The organism is [Flexibacter] sp. ATCC 35208 (assembly GCF_001975825.1).
In the GTDB taxonomy this organism is placed as follows: domain Bacteria; phylum Bacteroidota; class Bacteroidia; order Chitinophagales; family Chitinophagaceae; genus Chitinophaga.
Window position 1 is genome coordinate 1 of the sequence record NZ_MTKN01000027.1, and the last position, 23,521, is coordinate 23,521.

Here is a 23,521-nt window from a genome sequence, read left to right on the forward strand (position 1 = left end):
TCCCTCACTTATAATTGCGGCCTTTTTTTATCGTGCGAGATAACCGCCATCCACCGGATAATAAGATCCGGTCACGAATGAAGCGGCCGGGCTGCTCAGGAACAGCACCAGTTCCGCAACTTCTTCAGGTTGACCTAACCGGCCTACAGGGTGTAAAGCTGCCAGCTGATCGATTGCTTCCTGTGTCATGTTTTTGCCTAAAAGCGGCGTATGAATGAAAGCTGGGCCTACAGCATTGACACGAATGTTTTGCTGTGCATACTCGATCGCTGCATTCTGTGTCAGACCTACTACTCCATGTTTAGCGGCTACATAAGCAGACGACTGGGCAAAGCCTACAGCGCCCAGAATAGAAGCTATGTTCACGATTACGCCACCACCATTTTCCAGCATTGCCTGAATTTGCGATCGCATACCATAAAATACCCCATTCAGGTTCACACCAATCACTTTTTCCCATTCTGCAATGTCATACTCGCCTACCGGAGCGGGTTTGCCACCAATTCCGGCATTGTTGCAGGCAATGTCCAGCTTGCCATAATGAGATTTGATCTGTTTAATCAGATCGTTCCACTGTTCCGCATTTCCTGCGTCTGCTTTAATAAAGATGGCATCTCCGCCATTTTTTTTGATGGTATCCACTACTTCATTTCCACCCTTTTCATTTAAATCCGAAACGACGACCTTAGCTCCTTCCCTGGCATAAACGATCGCGATTGCTTCGCCAATGCCTGATCCTGCGCCTGTTACAAGCGCAACTTTGTTGTTCAGTGCTCCCATAAAATATAATTTTTGAAGAATACGTGTTGTGACAACAAATTTAAGGCCCGGATGTTGAAGTAATATTGAAGTTGGGAAAGATTTAACATCGGGATTGGCAGGGCCCGGTGTTTCTATACAAAACGTTAAACTAATTCTCCACGAAACTCTCAGCTATCGTACAATTAAACTATTTTTCATAAGTTTGCATAGAACGGTTTGCTTTCACATGAAAAAAGCCATCCCGGCTTTAGCCAGAGCCCAGGGTACAAAAATTAAAAATGGTCTCCTTTAGCACTTTTGCATTTGTGAATGCGCAAAGCACAAACTTACCTTTCAAGCAAGACTACATTAGTATTTTTTAAATTGTGATATGGAATACAATACCACCCGTAACCATTTGATTATGAAGGAGTATGGACGTAACATCCAAAAGATGATAGAGTACGTTCTGAACATACAAGACCCAGATCACCGCCAGGCCAATGCAATGGCGCTTATCGAGCTTATGGGCACGCTCAACCCTCACCTCCGCAATGTTGAAGACTTCCGGCATAAGTTATGGGATCACCTGTTTCTTATCTCCGATTTCAGATTAGAAGTAGAATCACCTTACCCCATTCCTACGCGCGAAACCCTGAAAGCAAGACCAGAAAGACTGCCTTACCCTAAAAAGTATCCCCGCAATCGTCACTTTGGTAAAAATCTGGAGATGGTCATTGATAAGGCCATCGCCGAAGACAATCAGGAAAAGAAGGATGGGTTTACACAATGTATTGGTAACTACATGAAACTGGCCTATAGCAACTGGCATAAGGAAAGTGTCCATGACGATGCTATCAAAGCGGAGCTCACTGGTATCACTAACGGTCAGCTGGAGTTTCACCCAGGTTTCAATACTGCGGCACATGCGAGTGCAGTCATCGCTGCAACGAGTCCGAACTTTAATACTAATGCTGAATTTGTTCGTACTTCCAGCAATAATGCAGGCAGTAGTAACAAGAAACGCAATTTCTCGCAGCAGAATAACTTCAAAGGCGGAAAAACTAAAAACAACAACAATAAGAACCAAAAATATAAAAACAGGAACAAGTGAGTAGTGCTTTTGAAGTAAGAGGTGGCAACCGACTGAAGGGGGAAATTGTGCCCCAGGGTGCCAAAAACGAAGCTTTACAGATTGTCAGTGCTGTTTTACTAACTCCCGAAAAGGTGACTATCAGCAATATCCCGGACATCCTGGATGTAAACCTGCTGATCGAGTTGTTGGGTGATATGGGGGTGAAAATTAACAGGATTAGCCGTGACACCTGCGAATTTCAGGCTGATCAGATCAACCTTCCTTATCTGGAAAGTGCGGAATTCAAAAAGAAATCAGGACGACTGAGAGGTTCTGTCATGATAGCTGGTCCATTACTGGCCCGCTTTGGCAAAGCCTATATCCCTAAACCCGGAGGTGATAAAATAGGTCGCCGCCGTCTCGATACCCATATTATTGGGTTCGAAAAACTGGGTGCTCAGTTCGTATATGATAATGATGATAATTATTTCAGACTTGAAGCTGGCGATAGTGGCCTGAAAGGTACATACATGCTCCTGGACGAGCCTTCAGTAACAGGTACAGCCAATATCGTAATGGCAGCTGTGATGGCAAATGGTACAACCACCATCTATAATGCTGCCTGCGAACCTTACCTGCAACAGCTATCAAAAATGCTGAACAGCATGGGTGCTAAGATCAGTGGAGTAGGATCTAACCTCCTTACCATCGAAGGGGTCACTTCTCTCAAAGGCTGCAGCCATCGTATGCTGCCTGATATGATTGAGATCGGTTCCTTCATTGGTCTGGCAGCAATGACCCAAAGCGAAATCACGATCAAAGGTGCCGGTGTGCAGCACCTGGGTATTATTCCTGAAAAGTTCCGTCAACTGGGTATTCAGCTGGAGATCCAGGGTGATGATATCTATATTCCTGCACAGGACAAATATGAAATCCAGACTTTCCTGGATGGATCTATCCTCACTATCTCTGACCACCCATGGCCAGGCTTTACGCCAGACCTGCTGAGTATCGTACTCGTGGTTGCCACACAGGCATCAGGGAGTGTGATGATCCATCAGAAGATGTTTGAAAGCCGTTTGTTCTTTGTGGACAAGCTGATCGATATGGGTGCACAGATCGTACTTTGTGATCCTCACCGTGCAGTGGTGATAGGCCTGGGCCGTCAGCATAAACTGAGAGGTATTACCATGTCATCACCTGATATCAGGGCGGGTGTATCTCTGCTTATAGCTGCACTAAGTGCAGAAGGTAAGAGTACTATCCAGAATATTGAGCAGATCGATCGCGGATATCAGTACATCGATGAGCGCCTGCGTAAGCTGGGGGCAGATATCAAGAGAGTATAAGTACAATTAGCTGTACGCAGAATATTTATAAGCCATAAGCTTCAAGAGACCAACTCCTGCTGCTTATGGCTTAATTTTAATCAGGAAACTATATTATGGCTAATAAGATCATTATTATCACCGCCCCTTCCGGAGCAGGAAAAACCACCATCGTTAAGCAACTGTTATCAGAGATGCCGCAGCTGGCATTTTCCATTTCTGCAACTACACGTATAGCGAGAGAGCAGGAAGTGAATGGAAAAGATTATTATTTCCTGACACAGGAAGATTTTCATGATAAGATAGAGGCACATGCATTTGCCGAGTATGAAATGGTGTATGCCGGTAAGTATTACGGCACATTGAAGTCAGAGCTGGAACGCATCTGGCACAATGGGCAGACTCCAATGGTAGACATTGATGTAAAGGGAGCCCTGAGTATCAAGGAACATTACCAGGAAGCAGCGTTGACTATCTTTATTCAACCCCCTACACTCGATGCCCTCCGGGTTCGCCTGAGTGAGCGTGGTACAGAAACCCAGGCTTCGCTGGAGGAAAGATTAGGTAAAGCCCGTTATGAGCTTTCTTTCTCGCATCAGTTTGATGAAATTGTGATCAATGATAAATTGCCGATCGCTTATGCAGAAGTAAAAGCGCTGGTAGAGGCCTTTTTAAAATAATTGTATTGTTGGGGGCCGCAAGGCCCCTTTCCCAAATTATCTGCATACTATTTGCAGTCAGGAATTCTTTATTTTTGTTACATATGGATACTTATACACTCCCGATACTGGCATTCCTGGTATTGCTGGCAGGTTTCTTCGCAGGGCTGGAAACAGCCTTCGCCAATGTGAATAAACTTAGCATTGAGCTCAAGAAGAAACAAGGCCGCGCTACCGGAAAGATCCTTGCCAGTTTTAATGATAACCCCTCCCGTTTCCTGGCTACCAGCCTGCTGGGCCTTACGATTACGATCGTTATCTATGGCATTCTGTTCGCCGGATTCTTTCAGCCCCTTTGGAACAAAGTGCTCTCCCCACAGGAAAGTACCAGCTATCAGCCCCTGTTACTATTAATGGAAGTGCTCCTGGCGACCCTGATATTACTTACATTCGGTTTCTTCCTGCCTCGTGCTATATTCCGCTCCCGGCCGGAAGGACTGCTCAGTTTCTTTGCCCTGCCTATATCAGTGATTTCAAAACCACTGTTTGTAGTAGGTAGTCTGCTCGTATCAGTATCTGAATGGATACTGAAATATCTTTTTAACGTCAGAATTATAGAAACCGCTACCTCTTTCCCTCGTGTAGATGTGGAACATTTTATACGCCAGTCGCAACAACATGTGACCGAAAACCAGGAGCTGAATACCGAGTTGTTCGAAAATGCCCTGTCTCTCGCACATGTCAAGATCCGTGGTTGTCTCATTCCCCGCAAGGAAATAGAGGCCCTGGAAATAAATAGTCCTATTGCACAGGCACAGCGCAAGTTTATGGACACCAAGCTGTCTAAGGTCATCATTTACGAAAACACCATCGATAATATACTCGGTTATATTCACCAGTTGGATATGTTCAAAGGCCCTGCTGATATACAGGCCATCCTGCACCCGATCCTGGCTGTACCTGAGACGATGAGTGCCATCGACCTGTTGGGCAAGTTCAATAAAGAGCGCAAAAGCATTGCCTGGGTAGTAGATGAATTTGGAGGTACCGCTGGTATTGTGACCATCGAAGATGTACTCGAGGAAATATTCGGGGAAATCAAGGATGAACACGATGAGGAAGAGTTTGTAGACAAACAGATTGCAGAAAAAGAATACATTTTCTCCGGTCGTCTGGAACTCGACTATCTCAACGAAAAATATGGATTTGATTTTCCTGAAGATGAAAGTGAGACCCTGTCAGGTTATATCATTAATCATCACGAGACAATTCCGCGTCAAAAAGAACGCATTATTATCAACGATTATGAGTTCGAAATAATTAATGTAACTGAGACACGCATCGAAATGATTAAGATGAAGGTACTCGGTTAAGTATAGAGGATCATATACTTATCCACATTTGGATAAAATGACGGCTTTTTTTGAAAAGAACTTCATTTTTAGTTGCTTATTTGTCAGGTATTTAGGAGAACTTACTAGTTTTTTATAAAAGAAAAGAAATCAGGTATTGATATTGTGATATTTTTTTTAATATATTTGCATAGTCATTAAGCATCTGACCTGCTAAAACGATTTAAAAAAAGTAGTAGGGAATTAACACGAATTTTATACATTTGCTACAGATGATGTAACACAATGATTTGATTTTTGTTAAAAGGATGTAAAAAAAATTGTTACAACATTGATAATAACATAATTCTTTACTATTTTTGTAATAGAAATTTAAAAGTGACCAGAAACACGGACTATTTTGAAAGCTTGCCATCAATCGAATAGGAAGTGACACTGGAAACTAAAGACATTCTCGAATTCAACTTTTTTGGGGTTAACAAACAATGGATGAAAGGCCGGCTCTTGATTCTTCTCGGGCTGGCTCTCTTTTTTTAAGTACTTTTTCCTCTTGTACTGCTAAATCGTTAACCTAATATCAACTTCCCTGCCAGACTATACCTTATTAATTATCACTTATCCACTCCTGCATTTAAATCACATTAAAACCATCTGTATTACTCTGTTTTCTTCCAGGCAACAGCTATATTTGTGCTCCTTAGGAAATAATGTTTAACTCAGCCTGATAACAGATATGTTAAAGAAACTTTTTGCAAATAACAATGAGAAAGCGGAGATGACTTTCTTTGACCACCTGGATGAACTAAGAGGGCATCTGTTCCGCGCTGCTGTAGCAATTGTGGTGTGTGGTATCATCGGTTGGGTATATACAAATGAAATACTGGATAGAATTGTTTTTGGGCCTACCAATAAAGATTTTCCTTCCTATATCGCACTGTGTAAAATTAGCCACGCAACCGGGCTGGGAGATAAGCTCTGTATTACCCCGGTGGATATAGTATTTCAGAACCATATCCTGACGGGGCAGATCATGCTCCAGTTCAAGCTGGCGTTTATTGTCGGCCTGGTATTAGGCTTCCCTTATATCTTCTGGGAATTCTGGCGCTTTGTAAAACCGGCGCTTAAAGAAAGAGAAGTGAAAGGAGCAAAAGGTATTATCTTCTGGGTATCCTTCCAGTTCTTCTTAGGGATCTGCTTCAGTTATTTCCTGATGGCGCCTTTTACGATTAACTTCCTGGCTGGCTATACCGTAACGACCAAAGCTGTCAATCAGTTTTTCATAGATGACTACTTCGATTTGATGACCCAGATCGTAATTGGTATGGGTGTATTATTTGAATTGCCTGTACTCATCTTCTTCCTTACCAAGATCGGGTTGATTACACCTACTTTCCTGCGCACCTACCGTCGTCACGCTATCGTGGTAATACTGGTACTGGCAGCGGTGATCACTCCTCCTGACGTAATTGACCAGCTGATCGTATTTACACCTTTATATTTGCTGTATGAAATCAGTATCTATATATCTGTTAGAGCACTGAAAGGTATGGACGATAAAGAAAAAGAACCGGAAATAGAAGAGTGGTCCTGATAAAGCGTAACGGTTTCACTGTTTAAAAGTTTTTTTATGTCACAACAAACAACATTCAATTTGTCATTGCCAATAGCCATCGGCTCTGATCACGCTGGCTTCGACTACAAGGAAGAAATTATTTCATACCTGGAAGCAAAAGGTTTACAGGTAAAGGATGTCGGTGCATTCTCGAGTGAATCAGCCGATTATCCCGACTTCGCTCATCCCGTAGCGACACTGGTAGAAAGAGAGCAGGCAGCGTTTGGTATACTTGTGTGTGGTAGTGGTAATGGCGTAGCAATTACAGCTAATAAGCACCAGGGTATTCGTGCAGCGATCTGTTGGGGCGAAGAACTGTCCCGCCTGTCCCGCTGTCATAACAATGCAAATGTGTTGTGCGTACCTGCCCGCTTTGTAGATGATGCAGTGGCAAAACAAATGGTAGACGTATTCATTAACACCCCATTTGAAGGTGGCAGACATGAAACCAGAGTTAGAAAAATCGCCTGCTTATAACAGGTGCTTGATGAATAAAAGAAAGGCGCTGTTGCATATGCAACAGCGCCTTTCTTTTATTGCAATCGAAGGCAGAAAGTAATACCCCAAAAACGCAAATAACAACCTCATTCTGAGCATATAATTATTTTGGCAATAATAAATTGTTTTGTTAAATTGTGTTAAGAGTCAGTCACTTGAGTGTCATTTTATATTAGAATCCAATCTGTACATAGCGTGCTTTAGTAAATACCTACGACTACTCCATACTATCGAGAACAAGCATTGTCACGTCCGGTATTTAACATCGCACAAGGAATTATTTTTAGACAAGAGTATTGCAAACCAAAACCCCCATAATTAGTCACCAGTAAAATTTTACCACCATGGAAACACCTGCTACTATTATTGTACGCCGGCGCCTAACCACTATTATTCGTCGTAATAGCGCAACGACATCATTTGTGAATTGCGGGGATACATGATCTGAATAAAATGTGATGCAACCCCATCCGGATTTAGAGTAAGCAGCGATATTCACTTTATCCCATACTGGTAATATGTGTTTCCCTTCAATCCGGTTTATCAGCTGAAACAACATTTTTTTCAGATGCTTAAACTTCACAAATATGTCTTCGACAGAATTTAACGCACTTTTACTCGGAAATGCCGATTTCCTGAGACCGTATGCTGTTACCCTCACTAAGGATTCCGAATCAGCAAAAGACCTTTACCAGGAAACACTTTTCCGCGCACTCGCCAATCGCGATAAATACCTTGCAGGTACCAATATCCGCGCCTGGCTCTACACTATCATGCGCAATATCTTTATCAACAATTATCGTCGTGGCAACAGACAGTTTCGTCTGCTTGACAATTCCGCAGGTGAGTTCCTCATGCATCAGCAGATTCCTACCATTGGTAATGCTGCCGAAACAAACCTGCGTATCAAGGATGTTCACTCAGCAGTGTACAATCTGCCTGTAATATTCAAACAACCATTCATGCTTTACTTCGAAGGTTATAAGTATTATGAAATTGCAGCCATGCTCAATGAACCATTGGGTACCGTGAAAAGCCGCATCCACTTTGCCAGAAAAATGCTGAAGTCAAGGATCGTACGCTTCTAATCTTTTTATTACATGAAATTGGGACAATTCGTTATCGCAGATTTTACCATCTGCGTGGGCATTATTTCTCTTTACCTTAACAAATTAAAAATACCCTAAAACCTGCATCCCGCACCGCTTTCCACATTCAGCGATGGGTACATGAATTTAATTCGTATTTTTACGGCTTCCCTTTAAATTTTTACCCATCAGTTCCTGATGGTAATGTGGATTTTTAATATACATAATGAAGGCAAATTACTTAGACGAACTGAATGAGCGGCAGCGCGAAGCAGTTGAGCATATCAAAGGCCCGCTGATGATCGTAGCGGGTGCTGGTTCCGGTAAGACGAAAGTACTTACCACCCGTATCGCCCACCTGCTCCACAATGGTGTAGATGCTTTTAATATTCTCTCACTGACCTTTACCAACAAGGCAGCTAAAGAGATGAAGGAACGTGTGGAAAAAATTCTCGGCGGTACCGAAGCCAGGAACCTCTACATCGGTACCTTCCACTCCGTATTTGCCCGTTTGTTAAGGGCCGAAGCACATCGCCTCGGTTACCCCAACGACTTTACTATTTATGATGCTGACGATGCGAAAAGCGTACTGAAAACAATCATAAACGAGCAAAATCTGGACGATAAACATTATAAACCTAATATGGTCTATAACCGCATATCCTCCGCCAAAAATAACCTCGTAGGCCCTGAAGAATACCAGCACGATTACGCCATCCAGCAGGAAGATATGAGGGCCAACCGCCCCATGACCGGCAAGCTGTATGAAATGTATGCCAAACGCTGCTTCAAAAACGGCGCAATGGACTTCGATGACCTGCTCTTCAAAATGTACCAACTCCTGAAGAACTTCCCCGAAGTACTGCACAAATACCAGCACAAATTCAAATATATCATGATCGATGAGTACCAGGATACCAACCCTGCTCAGTACGAAATCATCAAACTGCTGGGCGCTGCACATGAAAATATCTGTGTGGTGGGAGACGATGCACAAAGTATCTACTCCTTCCGTGGTGCTACCATCCAGAACATCCTCCAGTTCGAGAAGGATTACAATGATGCCAGGGTGGTAAAACTGGAACAGAACTATCGTAGTACCAAATCCATTCTCCAGGTTGCCAACGATGTGATCGCTAACAACAAAGGACAGATCGAAAAGAACCTGTGGACAGACAATCCAAATGGTGAAAAGATAAAACTGGTGCGCACCATGACCGACAATGAAGAAGGCAAATTCGTAGCCGAAACCATTGCCGAACAAAAACTGCGCAACCACTACGCAAACAGGGATTTTGCTATCCTGTACCGTACCAATGCACAAAGCCGTGCATTTGAAGAAAACCTGCGCCGCAAAGCTGTACCGTACCGTATCTATGGTGGTATCTCATTCTATCAGCGTAAGGAAATCAAAGACTTCGTGGCTTACCTGCGCATCGTGATGAACCCATCCGATGAAGAAAGCCTGAAACGCATCATCAACTACCCGATCCGCGGAATTGGTAAAACCACTGTCGAAAAAGTAGTGATCTTCGCCAACGACCACAATATCACCTTCTGGAACGTGCTGGAAAGAGCGCAGGAATTCGGATTTAAAGGAGGTACACTGGAAGCTATTGAGAACTTCGTGACTATGATCCGTAGTTTCCAGGCTATGCAGGGTAAACACAATGCTTACGACATCGCCGTACAGGTGGGTAAGTCTACTAACATCGTCAAAGAACTCTTCAACGATAAAACGACCGAAGGTCTCGCCCGCTACGAGAACATCCAGGAGCTCCTGAACTCTGTGAAGGAGTTTACCGAAACACCTACTGAAGATGGTGAGCTGCTGGAAAAATCACTGGGTACCTATCTGCAGCAAATCACCCTGCTCACCGATGCTGACAAAGGCAACGACGAAGACAGTGATGTGGTGAAACTCATGACGATCCATGCTGCAAAAGGCCTGGAATTCCCGGTAGTATTCAGCGTAGGTCTGGAAGAAAACCTTTTCCCAAGTTCCCTCTCTATCAATTCAAGAGAAGAGCTGGAAGAAGAACGCCGTCTTTTCTATGTGGTGATCACCCGTGCGAAGGCAAGATTGTTTCTCACTTATGCAAACAGCCGTTACCGCTTCGGTCAGCTGGTCAATAATGAATCCAGCCGTTTCCTCGAGGAAATGCCTGAGCAATACATTGACCGCAGCTATGCAGGTGGTGGTGCTGTAGGTACCAGAAGCCCGATCAACAGTGGTGGTGGCCTATGGGGCAATGGCGGTGGTAGCAACATGTTCGACCGTATGCAGAAGAAAACACCAGGTAGCCAGTCTTCCCAGCCTGTTGCCGGTCCACGCCCTGCACCTAAACCCGTTGCCAACGGTGCTGCCAGCACCCATGTGCCTACTGCCGGTTTTACGCCGGACGATCCGGCTACTATGGAAGCTGGTATGGATGTGGAACACCAGAAATTCGGTTTTGGTACCATCCTCAATATGGAGGGAGCACCTAACAATCGTATTGCAACCGTTGTATTCCCTAAGGGCGGCGGGGAGAAAAAGATTATGCTGAACTATGCACGATTGATGATCGTAAAGAAATAATGCAGACTGCTATTCTCTTAAAATTACGTCATTACTGTGCCTATCAGGAACGCAGCCACAGCGAGGTGAAAACAAAATGCCTTGAGCTGGGGCTGCGTGGTGATGAGATCGAGGAAGCTATTGCAGCGCTGATTGCTGACAACTTCCTGAACGAAGAGCGATTTGCCCGTGCCTATGCCGGTGGTAAATTCCGCTCACAGAAGTGGGGACGCAAAAAGATCCTGGCAGGCCTCAGGCAACACCAGGTATCTGCTTACTGCATCAAAAAAGGCATGGAAGAGATTGATGATGAGGATTATATGGATGTGCTGCAATCGCTGGTGGAGAAGAAATATGCGTCTCTGGAAGGAGAACAATACCTGAAAAGACAGTACAAGACGACCCAATACCTGTTACAAAAAGGGTTCGAACCCGAGCTGGTAAGTGAAACCCTTAGACAAATTGCAAAAGATGGGCTATAATTTTAAAAGTTTTTAGCCGAAGTCATCGTAATTTTATGCAATTAGAAACCGATAATTTATGTCAGATCTGAAAGTAACACTTATACAGACCAAATTGCATTGGGAAGACATTGATGCTAACCTGAACATGTTCAATGAAAAAATTGATAGCATCAAGGAAAGAACCGAAGTAGTAATCCTTCCTGAAATGTTCAGCACAGGTTTCAGCATGCAGTCTGAAAAGCTGGCAGAAAAGATGGATGGCAAGGCAGTGCAGTGGATGGCTAAAAAAGCAGCAGAGAAAAACATCATTATCGGCGGAAGCCTGATCATCGAAGAAGATGGAGAATATTACAACCGCTTCATCTGGATGCAGCCAAACGGCGTAGCCGGTGTTTACGACAAACGTCACCGCTTTGCCTATGCCGGTGAAGATAAACACTACTCAGCTGGCGATACCCGCCTGATCGCTTCCGTAAAAGGGTGGAAAATATGCCTTAACATCTGTTACGACCTGCGTTTCCCCGTATGGCAGCGTAACCAGATCAATAGTGACACCAACGCGCCTGCATACGACCTCCTCATCAACGTAGCTAACTGGCCTGAGCGCCGTAGCACCGCCTGGAAAACACTGATTCAGGCACGTGCCATCGAAAACCAGGTATATGCAATTGGTGTGAACAGGGTAGGAGACGATGGTAATGGCATCTACCACAGTGGCGACACCAGCCTCATTGACCCACTGGGTGAAATATTATACAGAAAGAGTCACGACGAAGATATTTTTAGTACTACACTTGAGCGTGCCAAACTGGACGACATAAGGGAGAAAATTCCTTTCCTCAGGGATGCTGATAAATTTCAGTTGTTTTAATGTTACAAGCTATTCATCATATTGCAGTGATCTGCTCAGACTATGAGCGGAGTAAGCAATTCTATACGGAAATACTCGGATTGGAAATAATCCGTGAAGTATACCGGCTGGAACGAAAATCGTACAAGCTGGATCTTGCATTGAATGGGCAGTATGTGATCGAACTATTTTCATTTCCTGATCCCCCGCCCCGGTCATCCCAGCCGGAGGCGAACGGTCTGCGTCACCTGGCATTTGCAGTGTCGGATATCGACAAGGCCGTGGCTCACCTGAAGACCCACGATGTAATCACAGAGCCTGTTCGTATTGACCCCCATACCGAAAAGAGGTTTACATTCTTTACCGATCCGGATGGGTTACCACTGGAGCTATATGAACAGTGAGCCCGGCGGATCATAAAACATAACCCATGCTGAATGCGTATAGCAATTGCAGGATATTCACTGGCGACAACTGGCTCGAAGACCATGTAGTACTTTCGGAAAACGGTAGGATCACTGATATTGTATCCCAAAAAGCAATTCCCGCCCACGCTACAATCCATGACCTGAACGGTGCTGACCTGGTACCCGCATTCATTGACTTACAGATTTACGGTGGCAATGGTCGTTATTTCCCTGTCTTACCGGATGTGGAATCTATCAAAGCGACGTATGAATATTGCAAAGCTGGTGGTGCAGCTTACTTTATGATCACCATTCCTACACAATCACCTGAAATTATTCTACAATCTATCTCTGCTGTAAAGGAATATTGGGAACAGGGAGGAGAAGGATGCTTAGGCCTACACCTGGAAGGTCCTTATATCAGCCCCGAGAAGAATGGAGCACACCTACCGAAATACATCAAAGCACCTACTTCAGAAGATATAGACTGGATATTAACACATGGCGCCGGTATCGTAAAAATGATGACAGTGGCGCCTGAGCGTTGGGACCCTGCACTCATCAACCGCCTGCAGGAAGCAGGAGTGCTGGTATCTGCAGGTCATAGCAATGGTACCTACCAACAGCTTTACCAGTCATTTGACAATGGTATTACTACCTGTACACATCTCTTCAATGCCATGTCTCAACTGCAAAGCAGGGCACCCGGTATGGTGGGGGCTATCTATGATCATCCGCATGTACATGCGAGTGTGGTAGCCGATGGTATACATGTAGACTTCAATACTATCCGCATCAGCAAGAAGATCATGGGCAACCGTCTGTTCCTGATCACCGACGCTGTAGCAGGTAGTCATGGAGAGGACTATGGATTTCATTGGAATACCGAAAGTGGTCGTTATGAAGATGCGAATGGCACCTTATCCGGTTCTGCACTCACCATGCTGGAAGCTGTACAGAACTGTATTGCACAGGTAGGTATTGCACCTCAGGAAGCTTTGCGAATGGCGGCAGCTTATCCTGCGGTAGTAGCAGGACTCTCTATGGAGCTGGGCCGCATCGCCCCTGGATTCCGCACAGCCATGCTGGTACTGGATGAAAGGTGGGCCTTACAGCAACTTATCTTATCTTAGCGGCTTTAACCAGTTAATTCATGGGCATTCTACGCTACTTTACCAAGAATCAATATAAGAACCTTTTCCTGTTGGTCTGGTTCCTGCTTTGCTTGATACAGGCAGGTTATACAGAACTGATGGATGATGAAGCTTATTATTGGGTGTATGCCCATCACCTGAGCTGGGGGTACTTCGACCACCCGCCGATGGTCGCAGTGTTGATCAAACTGGGTTATGGCCTTTTTCACAATGAATTTGGTGTACGAATCGGCATGGTGATCCTGAACCTGGGGACCATTATCGTTACTGATAAACTTATTCCCCGCAAGGATAACCGCCTCTTTTACCTTTTGTTGCTGGTAATGGGCGCTATGCAGCTGGGTGGTATGCTGGCTGTGCCTGATGTGCCGTTGATCTTCTTTGCAGCATTATACTTTTACATCTACAGAGCGTTCCTCGAACAGCAAAGCTGGAGAAATACTTTCCTGCTGGCATTGAGTATGGCGCTGATGTTTTATAGCAAATACCATGGGGTATTGCTGGTAGGATTTACTGTGCTCTCTAACCTGAATCTCCTGCGGGTATTCAAGTTTTATATAGCTGTAGCCATCACTACGATCTTATTCTTTCCGCATTTATACTGGCAATACACACATAATTTTCCTTCCCTGCAGTATCACCTGATAGAAAGGAATGCCTCCGTTTATCAGCTGAATTTTACGATAGAATACATCCTTGGGCAGATCCTGTTATTTGGTCCGCTGGCAGGTTGGTTAGTGTTGTATTATGCTTTTGTATGTCCCATCCAGAGTGCTTTTGAAAGAGCGTTGAAGTTCTGTACAATCGGGGTGCTGGTGTTCTTCCTGTTCAGTACATTCAAGGGCAGGGTAGAGGCTAACTGGACAGTAATGTTGTTTACACCAGTGATGGTGTTGGCGCATCAGTCAGTAAGAAGAAAGAGATCTATTCGTCGTTCACTGAAAGTGATTCAATACCTGGCGCCTGTTACATTGGTACTTGTATTCGTTGCCCGTGTATACCTGATATGGGACTTCATGCCTGGTGTAAATATCCGTCCTGAAATACATCATAACAGGGAGTGGGCAAAGGCCTTGCAGGAACATGCCGGTGGCCGTCCGATCGTATTTTTGAATAGTTACCAGCAGCCTTCCAAATACATGTTTTATAGTGACAATGGTTTGGGGTATAGTATCAATAGCCGGTACAACCGCCGTAGTCAGTATAACTATTGGGAAACGGAAAAGCAGCTGTGGGGTAAACAGGTAGAAATTACCTACTCAACGGAGCTTATTCCGGTGACGGATAGTTTCAATACCTCAAAAGGATTGGTGAAATTCCATTTACAGGATCCTTATTATTCCTATTCGCTGATCCAGTTTAAAGCAGCTATGCAACAGGTGAAAGTAAAGCCAGGTGCAACTATGGGATTCCTGTTGCAGGTGGATAATGGGTATCATGAAGCTGTACCTGTAGATACAGCGAATGAAGCGGTAGTAGGGTATGCTTTTACGCAAAAAGATTTAGAAATACCTGCGGTAAAAACAGTGCTGACAATCAGTAAAGCAATAGAACGAAGAATAGTGAGAATAGAGGTACAAATGCCTGATAAACCAGGTACGTACCAGTTGAAATTCTGTGTATTTGCGGGCGTATTACCGCCCACACATAATAGCCAGGCAGTCAAAGTTATCGTCCAATAAAACCCAATGCACTGTCATTAAAATGGCAGTCACCAAAAGGGCGGTCAGCTTCGCTGACCGCCCTTTTGGCTTTCTAATATTTTCCGGCTGCGAAGCAGCCGGAAAATATTAGAGTGATTTTAAAAATGATATCACCTGTCCCCGTTCCCCCGCCGTCAACTCAGTAAACTTCCCCTTCACCTTCGCCGCCTCCCCATCATGCCACAACACAGCCTCTTCCAACGTCCTCGCCCTTCCATCATGCAAATAAAACGGCGTCCCATTCGTCTTCTCAAATAACCCCACACCCCATAGCGCCGGCGTTTTCCACTCACTACCACCCGCTCTGAAATCCGGTCTGCCATCCGCCAGTCCATCACCCATATCATGCAATAACAGATCTGTATAAGGATGTATACGCTGATTACTTAAATACGGATACCGCACATCCACCCCAGTTTGAATCGTTGGAATATGACAATTGGAACACCCCACCTGTGCAAACAACTTTTCACCCGCCATGATATCTGTATTGGTTGTATTCCTCCTGGCCGGCACCGCCAGAGACAACAAATAAAACTCCACTGAATTCAGCAACGAATCCGCCAGCTCCGGATCATCATTCAGGTTATCCATCTGTGGTTGTCCAAACGTACTTTCCTGTGGAAAGATCCTGTTCGTAATCCCCATATCCTGCTGATACGCTGCCGCTGCTTGTGTAAGGATCGTAGCGGTATTCGCCTTCATCCCAAACCGACCTAACATCATTTTTTGTTGCGAAGAATCATATACATAATTAGGTCTTCCACTTATACCATCTCCATTTGCATCATTTTCATCTGCAAAAGATAGGATCGTCGATTCAGGAATGTTGACCAGCAATCCCAACCCAAAGAAAGGCGGCGCCATACGTGGCGACACCATCAGGTCCACAGGTAGTGAAGTATAAGGATTGACGAAAGTATAAGTGGGTTTACGTAGCGTAGTAACTGTACCATCGGGATATGTAAACACCTGCTCAGTATAGGTGATCTTCACAGAAGCTTCTGCTGTCTTCCCGAACACTGCCAGATCCTGCAATTGTAAACCAAATCCCGGCACCGCCAGCGGCCCTCCATGTGCATCCGTACCAGGAATACTCAACCGCATCAGCATCGAGGATGTCACTGTACCTGTGGTAGGACTTCCCTTTCCATCGTTATGGTGACAGCTACGACAACTCACATTGTTGAAGATAGGCCCTAAACCACTATTGATAGTAGCCGGTGCTGTTACGAATGTCTGGTCTACGCTGTTATCGCCCAGGTCGTGTACATGCTGGTCATAGCTGCTCAGGCCAGGTATGACGTTGCCAAAAGCTTTGCTGGTCGCATCAAATACGGTAGCAGCGCCTCCGCTCAATCGCGGGTCATATTCCTCATCGCTGAAGGGAGCCGGTTTGGTACACATCATCAGCAATGAAGGGCTGGCTAATAAAGCTGCTGCTAAATAGATCTTCCTTATCCGCATTGAAAAGTATATTAAAAAAGTAGCCGGCCTTCGCAAGAAGTGCCGGCTGGTTCAAATCAATCTTTGATATTAGTGAGGATGAAATTCTCAAGATCGTCTTCAATGGAGCCTTTCAGCGTTACCAGGTTACTCATGGTGGTTGCGCATAAGCCTCTTTGGCTAATGATCGCTTTTTCATAAGGCATGGTGATAGCATCAAAAGAACCGATGGCTGCCTGGAACTGTTGCTGTATCTTATTGTCCAGGCTCAGGTTTTTAGCTGCTACCAGCGCATGGAGACTTTTACCATTGCTACCCAGAAAGGTTCCCATATATACGTCATAAGCACCCACAATATTGTTCTTGAAGTCAGTCGTTGAGTTACCGCTGAATGGTGATTCTACAATATTCGGATCCTGTGCATCATAAGGCTCCTTCATTTTAGACTCACCTACTTCTCCGCAGATGTCTGCCAAAGCCACTGCCATAGCGGTAAAAAGGCTTTGCTTGGTTGGGAATGGCTGCGCACCTATACCTGCATCCATTACTTTTGCAGAGTAATTACCACCCGAAGTGATCCAGCTGTCACGCAGTTTAGTACAGGTATTTTTCAGGTCTATAGTCAAACTGGTAATGTATTTCTTTTCACGGGCAGTCAGGTCAGTGGCAGCGCGATTACCATCGGTACCCCACAGAATATATTCAATCGGGTGGTAACCTCTCAGAGAGAGTGTAGCCAGCCCTTCGATGTCAGCTATTTCCAGTGCATTGGAGCTATTGAGCAGAGAGTCCATTTGTACATAGTCAACCGGCCATGTATCCATATTTGGATCATAGTTATCATCTTCAACAGGGCCGAACAGGTAGCCTTCGCATTGTTCCCAGGTCTTACGCATATCTTTCCAGGCTGTCTTTGCAGCAGTCAGATTCGCTTCGGTAGGTGAGGAGTTGAGGGCAGTTACTACATTGTTGAAAGTAGTAGCTTTAGCCAGGAGGTCTTCATAGCCTGGAATAGCCGTTTTGTTTACAAAGTTTACAATCACCGAATCTTCCAGGGCAGCAAAATCACTAGTAGAAGTATCGTTGTCGCTGTTTTTGCTACAGGACAGGATAGTAAAGACTCCTACAGTGAATAGTAATACAAGTTTTTTCATGATGTTTGGTTATATATATATGATCAAATTGGTAGCCGTGGTTTCCGTTTGCAGCGTAGGAAGTGGTTTTTCAGCAGGGCCTTTTTTGACCTTACCGGTTTTATCATACTGGCTGCCATGGAGGCTGCACAGGTAGCCGTTGCCTGTAGGTACGAGCGGATTGTGCTGATGTGTACAGCGTAGTAGTAAAGCCTGATATGTATTGTCAGGGCTCTTTTGTACGGCTATTTCGTATTCGTAGTTTTTGGGGCTGATGATTTGTGCATTGCCTGCATCAAAGAGAGTCAGGGGCACAGTGACCTTACGGTCGTCAACAGTAGTTTTAAACCCTTTCTGTGTGGTGCCGCAGGCAGCCAGAAAGTCAGCTATAGAAAAAGATACAGCGCCCAGTACACAGATTTTGCAGGTATCTTTCAGAAAAGTTCTTCTGCCATTGTTTTCCATAAATCACGATTGTCAGAATGAGTAACCGATACCAATATTCAGGAGAGAGTTATTGACCTTGTAAGGAACCCGTGCAGGGCTTGGATTGATGACCAGTGCTGGGTTTTCAGCGCCGGTATGCAACAATCTCACATCTGCCTTGATCGCTATGTTGGGTATGGGCAGGTAGCTGAAACCGGCAATAATATGTTGCTGTTTCAGTTTACCATCGTAGATACCGTTCGACGGGATGGACGAATTGAGGTCAAGTATTTCATACCTGCCAAATACGTTCAGCTGTTGCTCCTTGTACTTCACAGATTTTTCCAGCAGGTTATAGGCCAGTTCGCCATAAGCACCGTACATCACCTTGGCCACGTTGTTGGCGTATGCCCTGTTTACATCAGCTGCATTGGGGAAGGAAATGATTGTACCAATTGCTTTGGCAGAGAATCCATTGCTGCTGTACATAATATCTGCTTCGCCCAGGTAGATGGGGAGGCTGAAGGTACCATGACTAAGTTTCAGACTATCCGACTTACGGGCATTGAGGCCATTGGTACCACCGGCATAACCGGATACCTGGAAGCGGAAGTTCTGCCAGTAGTATTGCAGACTGGCGGTGACAGCGAGGTTATTGGCATAAGCGCCACTCCCTTCTGCCTTGCCATCTACCACACCCGAACCGTGAGAGAAGGTGGCGTCGTTCAGGCCATTGACCACTGCCAGTGTATAGTTGAGCGGTATACGGCGTGCCCTCCCGTAAAAGCCGATACCCAGTTCCCGCCAGGTAGCGGGGATCACGAGTTGCTCAACCATCGGTCTTTCTACACCATTGAAATTGACAGGGAGGTGGTTTTCGTTCAGGATACCGATGCGCGGCACGAACAAGCCAGCTACGATGTACTGGCGGGGATTGAGGCTAAATTTAAGGTAGGCCTGTTCCATCGAAATTTCACCGGCAAAGCCGTTGTCTACGGCATTGGGTTGAACTTTCGCATTTTCCAGTTCCATTTCGCTAAAGAAGGCGATTCTGGAATTAAACTGGTGTCCTACAAATAATACGACCCTTTCAAGCGTGGCGCGGGCCATTTGTTCATTCATATCACGCTGGTAGAACGCTGAGCCATAGCCGGAAATGACAGTTCTGCTGGAAGATGTACCTGCAGTCAGAGAATCTTCTCCGGTATTAAGGACTAATTTCTGCGCCGGCGTGATTTGTTGAGAGAAAATTGGTTGAAAGGAGATTACGATGCTGCCTAGTGTTAGGATCAGCGCATGCTTCAGTATCATGGAGTTGTTTTACAGAGAGACAAATGTCTACTGAAAAACAACGGGTTACATTACGCAAGACGGAAAATTAATGATCCAAAACGGAAATATTTGTTATCAAAAAAGCGCTTCGGAGAGAAGCGCTTTTTAAAATCAATGCTTTAGTGTTTTATTGCTTGAACGCATTCCATCCCTGCGCTACCAACTTAAACTTATTTCCACCTTTCGTAAGGATGTGTGCTCCTTCGCTGATATCTGCCATATACCCGATCACACTGATTTCTTCGGACAATACGATCTTATCATAGTCTTCCTGCTTCATGGTAAACAGCAGCTCATAGTCTTCGCCACCACTCAATGCACATGCGGTTGGATCCATCCCAAACTTCAGCGCCATTTCCTTACTCTCCTGTGCAATCGGGATCTTCTCTTCGTACAGCACCACGCCCAGGTTAGACTGCTTACAGATATGCAGGATTTCAGAGCTCAGCCCATCACTTACATCCATCATAGCTGTAGGCTTGATGTCGTTCTTCTCCAGCCACTCGACGATATTCTTTCTTGCTTCTGGTTTCAGCTGACGGCCTATGATATAGGTCTGGTCTTCCAGGTCGGGCTGCAACTGCGGACTTTCCAGGTAGATCTTCTTCTCTCTTTCCAGCAGGGTGAGACCCAGGAATGCAGCACCCAGATCGCCGGATACGCATAGCAGGTCGCCTTTTTGGGCAGTGGAGCGCCTCACAAACTGGTCAGGTGCTACCTCACCAATAGCTGTTACGCTGATGATAAACCCTTTCTGAGAGTTGGAAGTATCACCTCCAATCAGGTCCACACCATATTTCTCACAGGCGGCATATACACCTTCGTAAAACTCATTCAGTGCTTCCACCGAAAAACGATTATTGAAGGCAATGCTCACCGTAATATGGGTAGGCGTTGCATTCATGGCATATATGTCGGAGAGGTTCACCGTTACAGACTTGTATCCCAGGTGCTTGAGCGGGGTATACATCAGGTCAAAGTGAATACCTTCCACCAGCATGTCGGTAGATACCACTGTCTGACGGCCAAAGTGATCTATCACGGCAGCATCGTCACCCACACCCAGTACAGTACTGGCCTGCTGGATTTCAATATTTTTAGTCAGGAGATCGATCAGGCCAAATTCGCCTAACGAGTTTATCTCGGTTCTTTCTTCACTCATTGTTTTGTTCAGAATTTTCCATTAACGACATCTACCAGTTGCTGATGAATATTGCCATTGGTGGCAATCAGCGTGCGCTGGTAAGGTGAGTATCTATTGCCTTTAAAATCGGTTACTTTACCACCTGCTTCTTCCACGATAAGGAAGCCGGCAGCAGCATCCCAGGCATTCAGTGTATGCTCATAATAGCCGTCAAAGCGACCGTCAGCTACCCAGCACAGGTCAATCGCGGCAGAGCCGAGGCGGCGCACTGCCTGTCCTCTCTTTACGAAGTAAGCAAAAATATCTACCGGATCATTTTCACCACCTTCCCACTGGTAAGGGAAACCCGTTGCCATGCAGGCACTACCCAGATCTGTCTTCGCAGATACGTGAATAGGCTTGTCGTTCCGCGTAGCCCCTTTCCCTTTTTCTGCAAAGTAGAATTCATTCAGGAAGGGATTGTACACAGCTCCCAGTACCATTTCTCCATCTACCTCCACCCCAATGCTTACGCAGCAGATAGGAATACCATGAGCAAAGTTCACTGTACCATCCAGTGGATCAATAATCCATTTGGTGTTAGAGGTGGTTACCAGTTCACCCGACTCCTCACTGAGGATAAAATGGTCAGGGTAAGTATCCTGGATGACCTTGAAGATGGCAGTTTCTGCCCCTTTATCCGCTTCCGTTACCAGGTCATTGATGGTACTTTTGCTGCTGATCTGAAAAGCCCCGTTGAAATAATGCTGTAAAACTTGTCCGCCAGCCTGTGTTGCCTTGAGAAGGGTTTCTTTTAACATAGGGCAAAGGTACGTTTCAATTTTTTTACTGCCCATATCGTTTTTAGTAATATGTTTGTATAGGATTGCCAAGAGGGGACAAAAATTGGTAGTTGAATGTTCAGGCTGCTAACGGCCGGTCTGATAAAATTGAGTCTCCACCCAATCCGAAATTCGCCGTATTTTTGCAGTTTATAAAGAAGAAGGTAATTAATGGCCATTTTAGGTAATCTTATATCCAGGTCACTGCGCATCAGGAAGAAGTTCACATTCAAGTTAGGTACGCCACGCCAGTATCAGTTACAGGTATTGTACAGGCTACTTACGAAAGCTAAGGATACGCAGTTCGGTCAGCATTACAACTTCCAGGACATACTCAATAGCCCGAATATCATCGCTAATTATCGTTCCACTGTACCCGTACACAACTATAACAAGATGCATGCGGATTGGTGGTATAAGTGTCTGGAAGGAGAGGCTAATGTAAGCTGGCCTGAGAAGATTAAATATTTCGCCCTCAGTTCGGGAACTTCCGAATCTGCGAGCAAGCACATACCTGTTACCCGCGATATGCTGCGTAACGTGAAGAAGGTGGGTGTTAAGCAGCTGTATTCTATGGCTAACTTCGACATTCCTCCTAAATCGTTCTCCAAAGGGATCCTCATGCTGGGTGGTACGACTGCCCTGTACGAAAAAGGGGATTACTATGAAGGAGATATGAGTGGTATTCAGGCAAAGAATATCCCCCGTTGGTTCAGACGTTTCTACAAACCAGGCGGGAACATTTCCAAAAAACCAAACTGGGAACAGCGTATCAAGCTTATTGTGCGCAAGGCGCCACAGTGGGATGTAGGTACGGTATGTGGGGTGCCTGCCTGGGTACAGATTGTACTGGCAGAGATCATCAAGTACCACGGGGTAAAGAACATCCATGAGATCTGGCCAAACCTGGCTGTGTACATCCATGGAGGCGTTAGCTTCGAGCCTTACCGTGACAGTTTCCAGAAACTGCTGGGTAAACCAATCAATTTCATTGAAACATATATGGCTTCGGAAGGCTCCTTCGGCTTCCAGGCCCGTCCGAATGTAAGGGGCATTAAACTGGTCCTGAATGCGGGCATCTTCTACGAATTCATTCCATTTACAGAAGAGAACTTTACCAGCGATGGCGAAGTAAAACCAAATCCTAAGTCTTACATGATCCATGAGGTGGTGGAAGATGTGGAGTATGCGGTGATGCTGTCGACCTGTGCCGGTGCATGGCGCTACCTGATTGGTGACGTTGTGAAGTTTACTTCCGTAAAAGAACATGAAATCATCATTGTAGGTCGTACCAAGCAGTTCCTGAGCCTCTGTGGCGAACACATGAGTATCGATAACATGAACAATGCGATCGATGCCGTGCAGAAGAAGCTGGGTATAACTGTCAATGAATTTACCGTAGCAGGTTTCCCACATGAGAACCTGTTTGCTCACCGCTGGTTTATCGGTACGGACGATGTGAATGTAGACAGTAACCGTGTCCGTGAGATCATTGACCAGACCCTGAGCGAGGTAAATGACGATTATGCAGTAGAACGTACCTCTGCACTGAAGGAGATCTTTGTTGAAATCCTGCCAAAAGATGTGTTCATCGACTACCTGCGCGTAAAGGGTAAGGAAGGTGCAATGAACAAGTTCCCACGTGTGATGAAAGGTGATAAATTGAAAGATTGGGAGAACTTTCTGGCATCCAGGCTGAAGTCAGTGTAAGATAATTAACGAATTATA

The 23,521-nt window shown here is 45.2% G+C and carries 21 protein-coding genes; 14 read left to right on the forward strand and 7 right to left on the reverse strand.

Features of this window, described 5'->3' with window-relative positions; translation table 11 throughout:
• Positions 1-27 precede the first annotated feature (27 nt).
• Positions 28-780 (reverse strand): SDR family NAD(P)-dependent oxidoreductase, encoded by a 753-nt coding sequence (locus BW716_RS17675; RefSeq protein WP_083724365.1) that lies wholly within the window; start codon positions 778-780, stop codon positions 28-30.
• Positions 781-1,132: 352 nt separating this feature from the next.
• On the opposite strand from BW716_RS17675, the gene BW716_RS17680 reads away from it, so the two are divergent.
• From BW716_RS17680 to BW716_RS17740, 13 genes are all read left to right on the forward strand, one after another.
• Complete coding sequence (locus tag BW716_RS17680; protein WP_083724367.1) at positions 1,133-1,855, forward strand: DUF4290 domain-containing protein; 723 nt, start codon at positions 1,133-1,135, stop codon at positions 1,853-1,855.
• A complete protein-coding gene (murA, locus tag BW716_RS17685) occupies positions 1,852-3,165 on the forward strand; it encodes a UDP-N-acetylglucosamine 1-carboxyvinyltransferase (RefSeq protein WP_083724369.1) in 1,314 nt (437 codons plus the stop codon). The genes BW716_RS17680 and murA overlap by 4 nt, the downstream gene beginning before the upstream one ends.
• Before the next feature lie 95 nt (positions 3,166-3,260).
• Complete coding sequence (gene gmk, locus BW716_RS17690) at positions 3,261-3,824, forward strand: guanylate kinase (RefSeq protein WP_083724371.1); 564 nt, start codon at positions 3,261-3,263, stop codon at positions 3,822-3,824.
• Between the two features lie 83 nt (positions 3,825-3,907).
• The gene (locus tag BW716_RS17695; RefSeq protein ID WP_083724373.1) at positions 3,908-5,176 is read left to right on the forward strand and encodes a hemolysin family protein; all 1,269 of its coding nucleotides are present in this window, start codon (positions 3,908-3,910) and stop codon (positions 5,174-5,176) included.
• Positions 5,177-5,888: 712 nt separating this feature from the next.
• Entirely contained in the window at positions 5,889-6,746 is an 858-nt protein-coding gene (gene tatC, locus BW716_RS17700; protein ID WP_083724375.1) for a twin-arginine translocase subunit TatC, read from the forward strand.
• Between the two features lie 36 nt (positions 6,747-6,782).
• Positions 6,783-7,244, forward strand: a complete 462-nt coding sequence (gene rpiB / locus BW716_RS17705; protein ID WP_083724377.1) for a ribose 5-phosphate isomerase B — start codon at positions 6,783-6,785, stop codon at positions 7,242-7,244.
• Between the two features lie 608 nt (positions 7,245-7,852).
• Entirely contained in the window at positions 7,853-8,353 is a 501-nt protein-coding gene (locus tag BW716_RS17710) for an RNA polymerase sigma factor (protein ID WP_083724379.1), read from the forward strand.
• A 226-nt stretch (positions 8,354-8,579) separates the two neighbouring features.
• A complete protein-coding gene (locus BW716_RS17715; protein WP_083724381.1) occupies positions 8,580-10,934 on the forward strand; it encodes an ATP-dependent helicase in 2,355 nt (784 codons plus the stop codon).
• On the forward strand, positions 10,934-11,395 hold the full coding sequence (locus tag BW716_RS17720; protein ID WP_083724383.1) for a regulatory protein RecX: 462 nt from the start codon (positions 10,934-10,936) through the stop codon (positions 11,393-11,395). The genes BW716_RS17715 and BW716_RS17720 overlap by 1 nt, the downstream gene beginning before the upstream one ends.
• Before the next feature lie 58 nt (positions 11,396-11,453).
• On the forward strand, positions 11,454-12,248 hold the full coding sequence (locus BW716_RS17725; RefSeq protein ID WP_083724385.1) for an amidohydrolase: 795 nt from the start codon (positions 11,454-11,456) through the stop codon (positions 12,246-12,248).
• The gene (locus BW716_RS17730; protein ID WP_083724387.1) at positions 12,248-12,631 is read left to right on the forward strand and encodes a VOC family protein; all 384 of its coding nucleotides are present in this window, start codon (positions 12,248-12,250) and stop codon (positions 12,629-12,631) included. Before BW716_RS17725 ends, BW716_RS17730 begins: the two co-directional genes overlap by 1 nt.
• A 26-nt stretch (positions 12,632-12,657) precedes the next feature.
• Positions 12,658-13,767 carry an N-acetylglucosamine-6-phosphate deacetylase gene (gene nagA / locus BW716_RS17735; protein WP_083724389.1) on the forward strand — a complete coding sequence of 370 codons (1,110 nt, stop codon included), beginning with the start codon at positions 12,658-12,660 and terminating at the stop codon, positions 13,765-13,767.
• A 20-nt stretch (positions 13,768-13,787) separates the two neighbouring features.
• The gene (locus BW716_RS17740; RefSeq protein ID WP_083724391.1) at positions 13,788-15,470 is read left to right on the forward strand and encodes a glycosyltransferase family 39 protein; all 1,683 of its coding nucleotides are present in this window, start codon (positions 13,788-13,790) and stop codon (positions 15,468-15,470) included.
• Between the two features lie 108 nt (positions 15,471-15,578).
• Here the strand turns inward: BW716_RS17740 and BW716_RS17745 are convergent, their stop codons facing one another.
• From BW716_RS17745 to BW716_RS17770, 6 genes are all read right to left on the reverse strand, one after another.
• Positions 15,579-16,958, reverse strand: a complete 1,380-nt coding sequence (locus BW716_RS17745) for a di-heme oxidoredictase family protein (protein WP_083724393.1) — start codon at positions 16,956-16,958, stop codon at positions 15,579-15,581.
• A 56-nt stretch (positions 16,959-17,014) separates the two neighbouring features.
• The gene (locus BW716_RS17750; protein WP_083724395.1) at positions 17,015-18,091 is read right to left on the reverse strand and encodes an imelysin family protein; all 1,077 of its coding nucleotides are present in this window, start codon (positions 18,089-18,091) and stop codon (positions 17,015-17,017) included.
• Positions 18,092-18,100: 9 nt separating this feature from the next.
• Complete coding sequence (locus BW716_RS17755) at positions 18,101-18,535, reverse strand: ubiquinol-cytochrome c reductase iron-sulfur subunit (RefSeq protein WP_083724397.1); 435 nt, start codon at positions 18,533-18,535, stop codon at positions 18,101-18,103.
• Between the two features lie 12 nt (positions 18,536-18,547).
• On the reverse strand, positions 18,548-19,807 hold the full coding sequence (locus BW716_RS17760; RefSeq protein ID WP_083724399.1) for a hypothetical protein: 1,260 nt from the start codon (positions 19,805-19,807) through the stop codon (positions 18,548-18,550).
• A 148-nt stretch (positions 19,808-19,955) separates the two neighbouring features.
• Entirely contained in the window at positions 19,956-20,990 is a 1,035-nt protein-coding gene (gene thiL / locus BW716_RS17765) for a thiamine-phosphate kinase (protein ID WP_083724401.1), read from the reverse strand.
• An 8-nt stretch (positions 20,991-20,998) separates the two neighbouring features.
• Entirely contained in the window at positions 20,999-21,772 is a 774-nt protein-coding gene (locus tag BW716_RS17770) for an inositol monophosphatase family protein (protein WP_179091170.1), read from the reverse strand.
• 192 nt (positions 21,773-21,964) lie between these two features.
• Here BW716_RS17770 and BW716_RS17775 point away from each other — a divergent pair, with 192 nt between their 5' ends.
• Positions 21,965-23,503 (forward strand): GH3 auxin-responsive promoter family protein, encoded by a 1,539-nt coding sequence (locus tag BW716_RS17775; RefSeq protein WP_083724403.1) that lies wholly within the window; start codon positions 21,965-21,967, stop codon positions 23,501-23,503.
• The last annotated feature ends 18 nt before the right edge of the window (positions 23,504-23,521 follow it).

Excerpts from the sequence above, each read along its gene's own strand:
- tatC (WP_083724375.1), top strand. The coding sequence starts at position 5,889 with ATGTTAAAGAAACTTTTTGCAAATAACAATGAGAAAGCGGAGATGACT.
- BW716_RS17745 (WP_083724393.1), bottom strand. The coding sequence starts at position 16,958 with ATGCGGATAAGGAAGATCTATTTAGCAGCAGCTTTATTAGCCAGCCCT.
- BW716_RS17770 (WP_179091170.1), bottom strand. The coding sequence starts at position 21,772 with ATGTTAAAAGAAACCCTTCTCAAGGCAACACAGGCTGGCGGACAAGTT.
- BW716_RS17715 (WP_083724381.1), top strand. The coding sequence starts at position 8,580 with ATGAAGGCAAATTACTTAGACGAACTGAATGAGCGGCAGCGCGAAGCA.
- gmk (WP_083724371.1), top strand. The coding sequence starts at position 3,261 with ATGGCTAATAAGATCATTATTATCACCGCCCCTTCCGGAGCAGGAAAA.
- BW716_RS17740 (WP_083724391.1), top strand. The coding sequence starts at position 13,788 with ATGGGCATTCTACGCTACTTTACCAAGAATCAATATAAGAACCTTTTC.
- BW716_RS17675 (WP_083724365.1), bottom strand. The coding sequence starts at position 780 with ATGGGAGCACTGAACAACAAAGTTGCGCTTGTAACAGGCGCAGGATCA.
- thiL (WP_083724401.1), bottom strand. The coding sequence starts at position 20,990 with ATGAGTGAAGAAAGAACCGAGATAAACTCGTTAGGCGAATTTGGCCTG.
- BW716_RS17730 (WP_083724387.1), top strand. The coding sequence starts at position 12,248 with ATGTTACAAGCTATTCATCATATTGCAGTGATCTGCTCAGACTATGAG.
- BW716_RS17680 (WP_083724367.1), top strand. The coding sequence starts at position 1,133 with ATGGAATACAATACCACCCGTAACCATTTGATTATGAAGGAGTATGGA.
- BW716_RS17760 (WP_083724399.1), bottom strand. The coding sequence starts at position 19,807 with ATGATACTGAAGCATGCGCTGATCCTAACACTAGGCAGCATCGTAATC.
- BW716_RS17695 (WP_083724373.1), top strand. The coding sequence starts at position 3,908 with ATGGATACTTATACACTCCCGATACTGGCATTCCTGGTATTGCTGGCA.
- BW716_RS17750 (WP_083724395.1), bottom strand. The coding sequence starts at position 18,091 with ATGAAAAAACTTGTATTACTATTCACTGTAGGAGTCTTTACTATCCTG.
- BW716_RS17725 (WP_083724385.1), top strand. The coding sequence starts at position 11,454 with ATGTCAGATCTGAAAGTAACACTTATACAGACCAAATTGCATTGGGAA.
- nagA (WP_083724389.1), top strand. The coding sequence starts at position 12,658 with ATGCTGAATGCGTATAGCAATTGCAGGATATTCACTGGCGACAACTGG.
- BW716_RS17720 (WP_083724383.1), top strand. The coding sequence starts at position 10,934 with ATGCAGACTGCTATTCTCTTAAAATTACGTCATTACTGTGCCTATCAG.
- BW716_RS17710 (WP_083724379.1), top strand. The coding sequence starts at position 7,853 with ATGTCTTCGACAGAATTTAACGCACTTTTACTCGGAAATGCCGATTTC.
- BW716_RS17775 (WP_083724403.1), top strand. The coding sequence starts at position 21,965 with ATGGCCATTTTAGGTAATCTTATATCCAGGTCACTGCGCATCAGGAAG.
- rpiB (WP_083724377.1), top strand. The coding sequence starts at position 6,783 with ATGTCACAACAAACAACATTCAATTTGTCATTGCCAATAGCCATCGGC.
- BW716_RS17755 (WP_083724397.1), bottom strand. The coding sequence starts at position 18,535 with ATGGAAAACAATGGCAGAAGAACTTTTCTGAAAGATACCTGCAAAATC.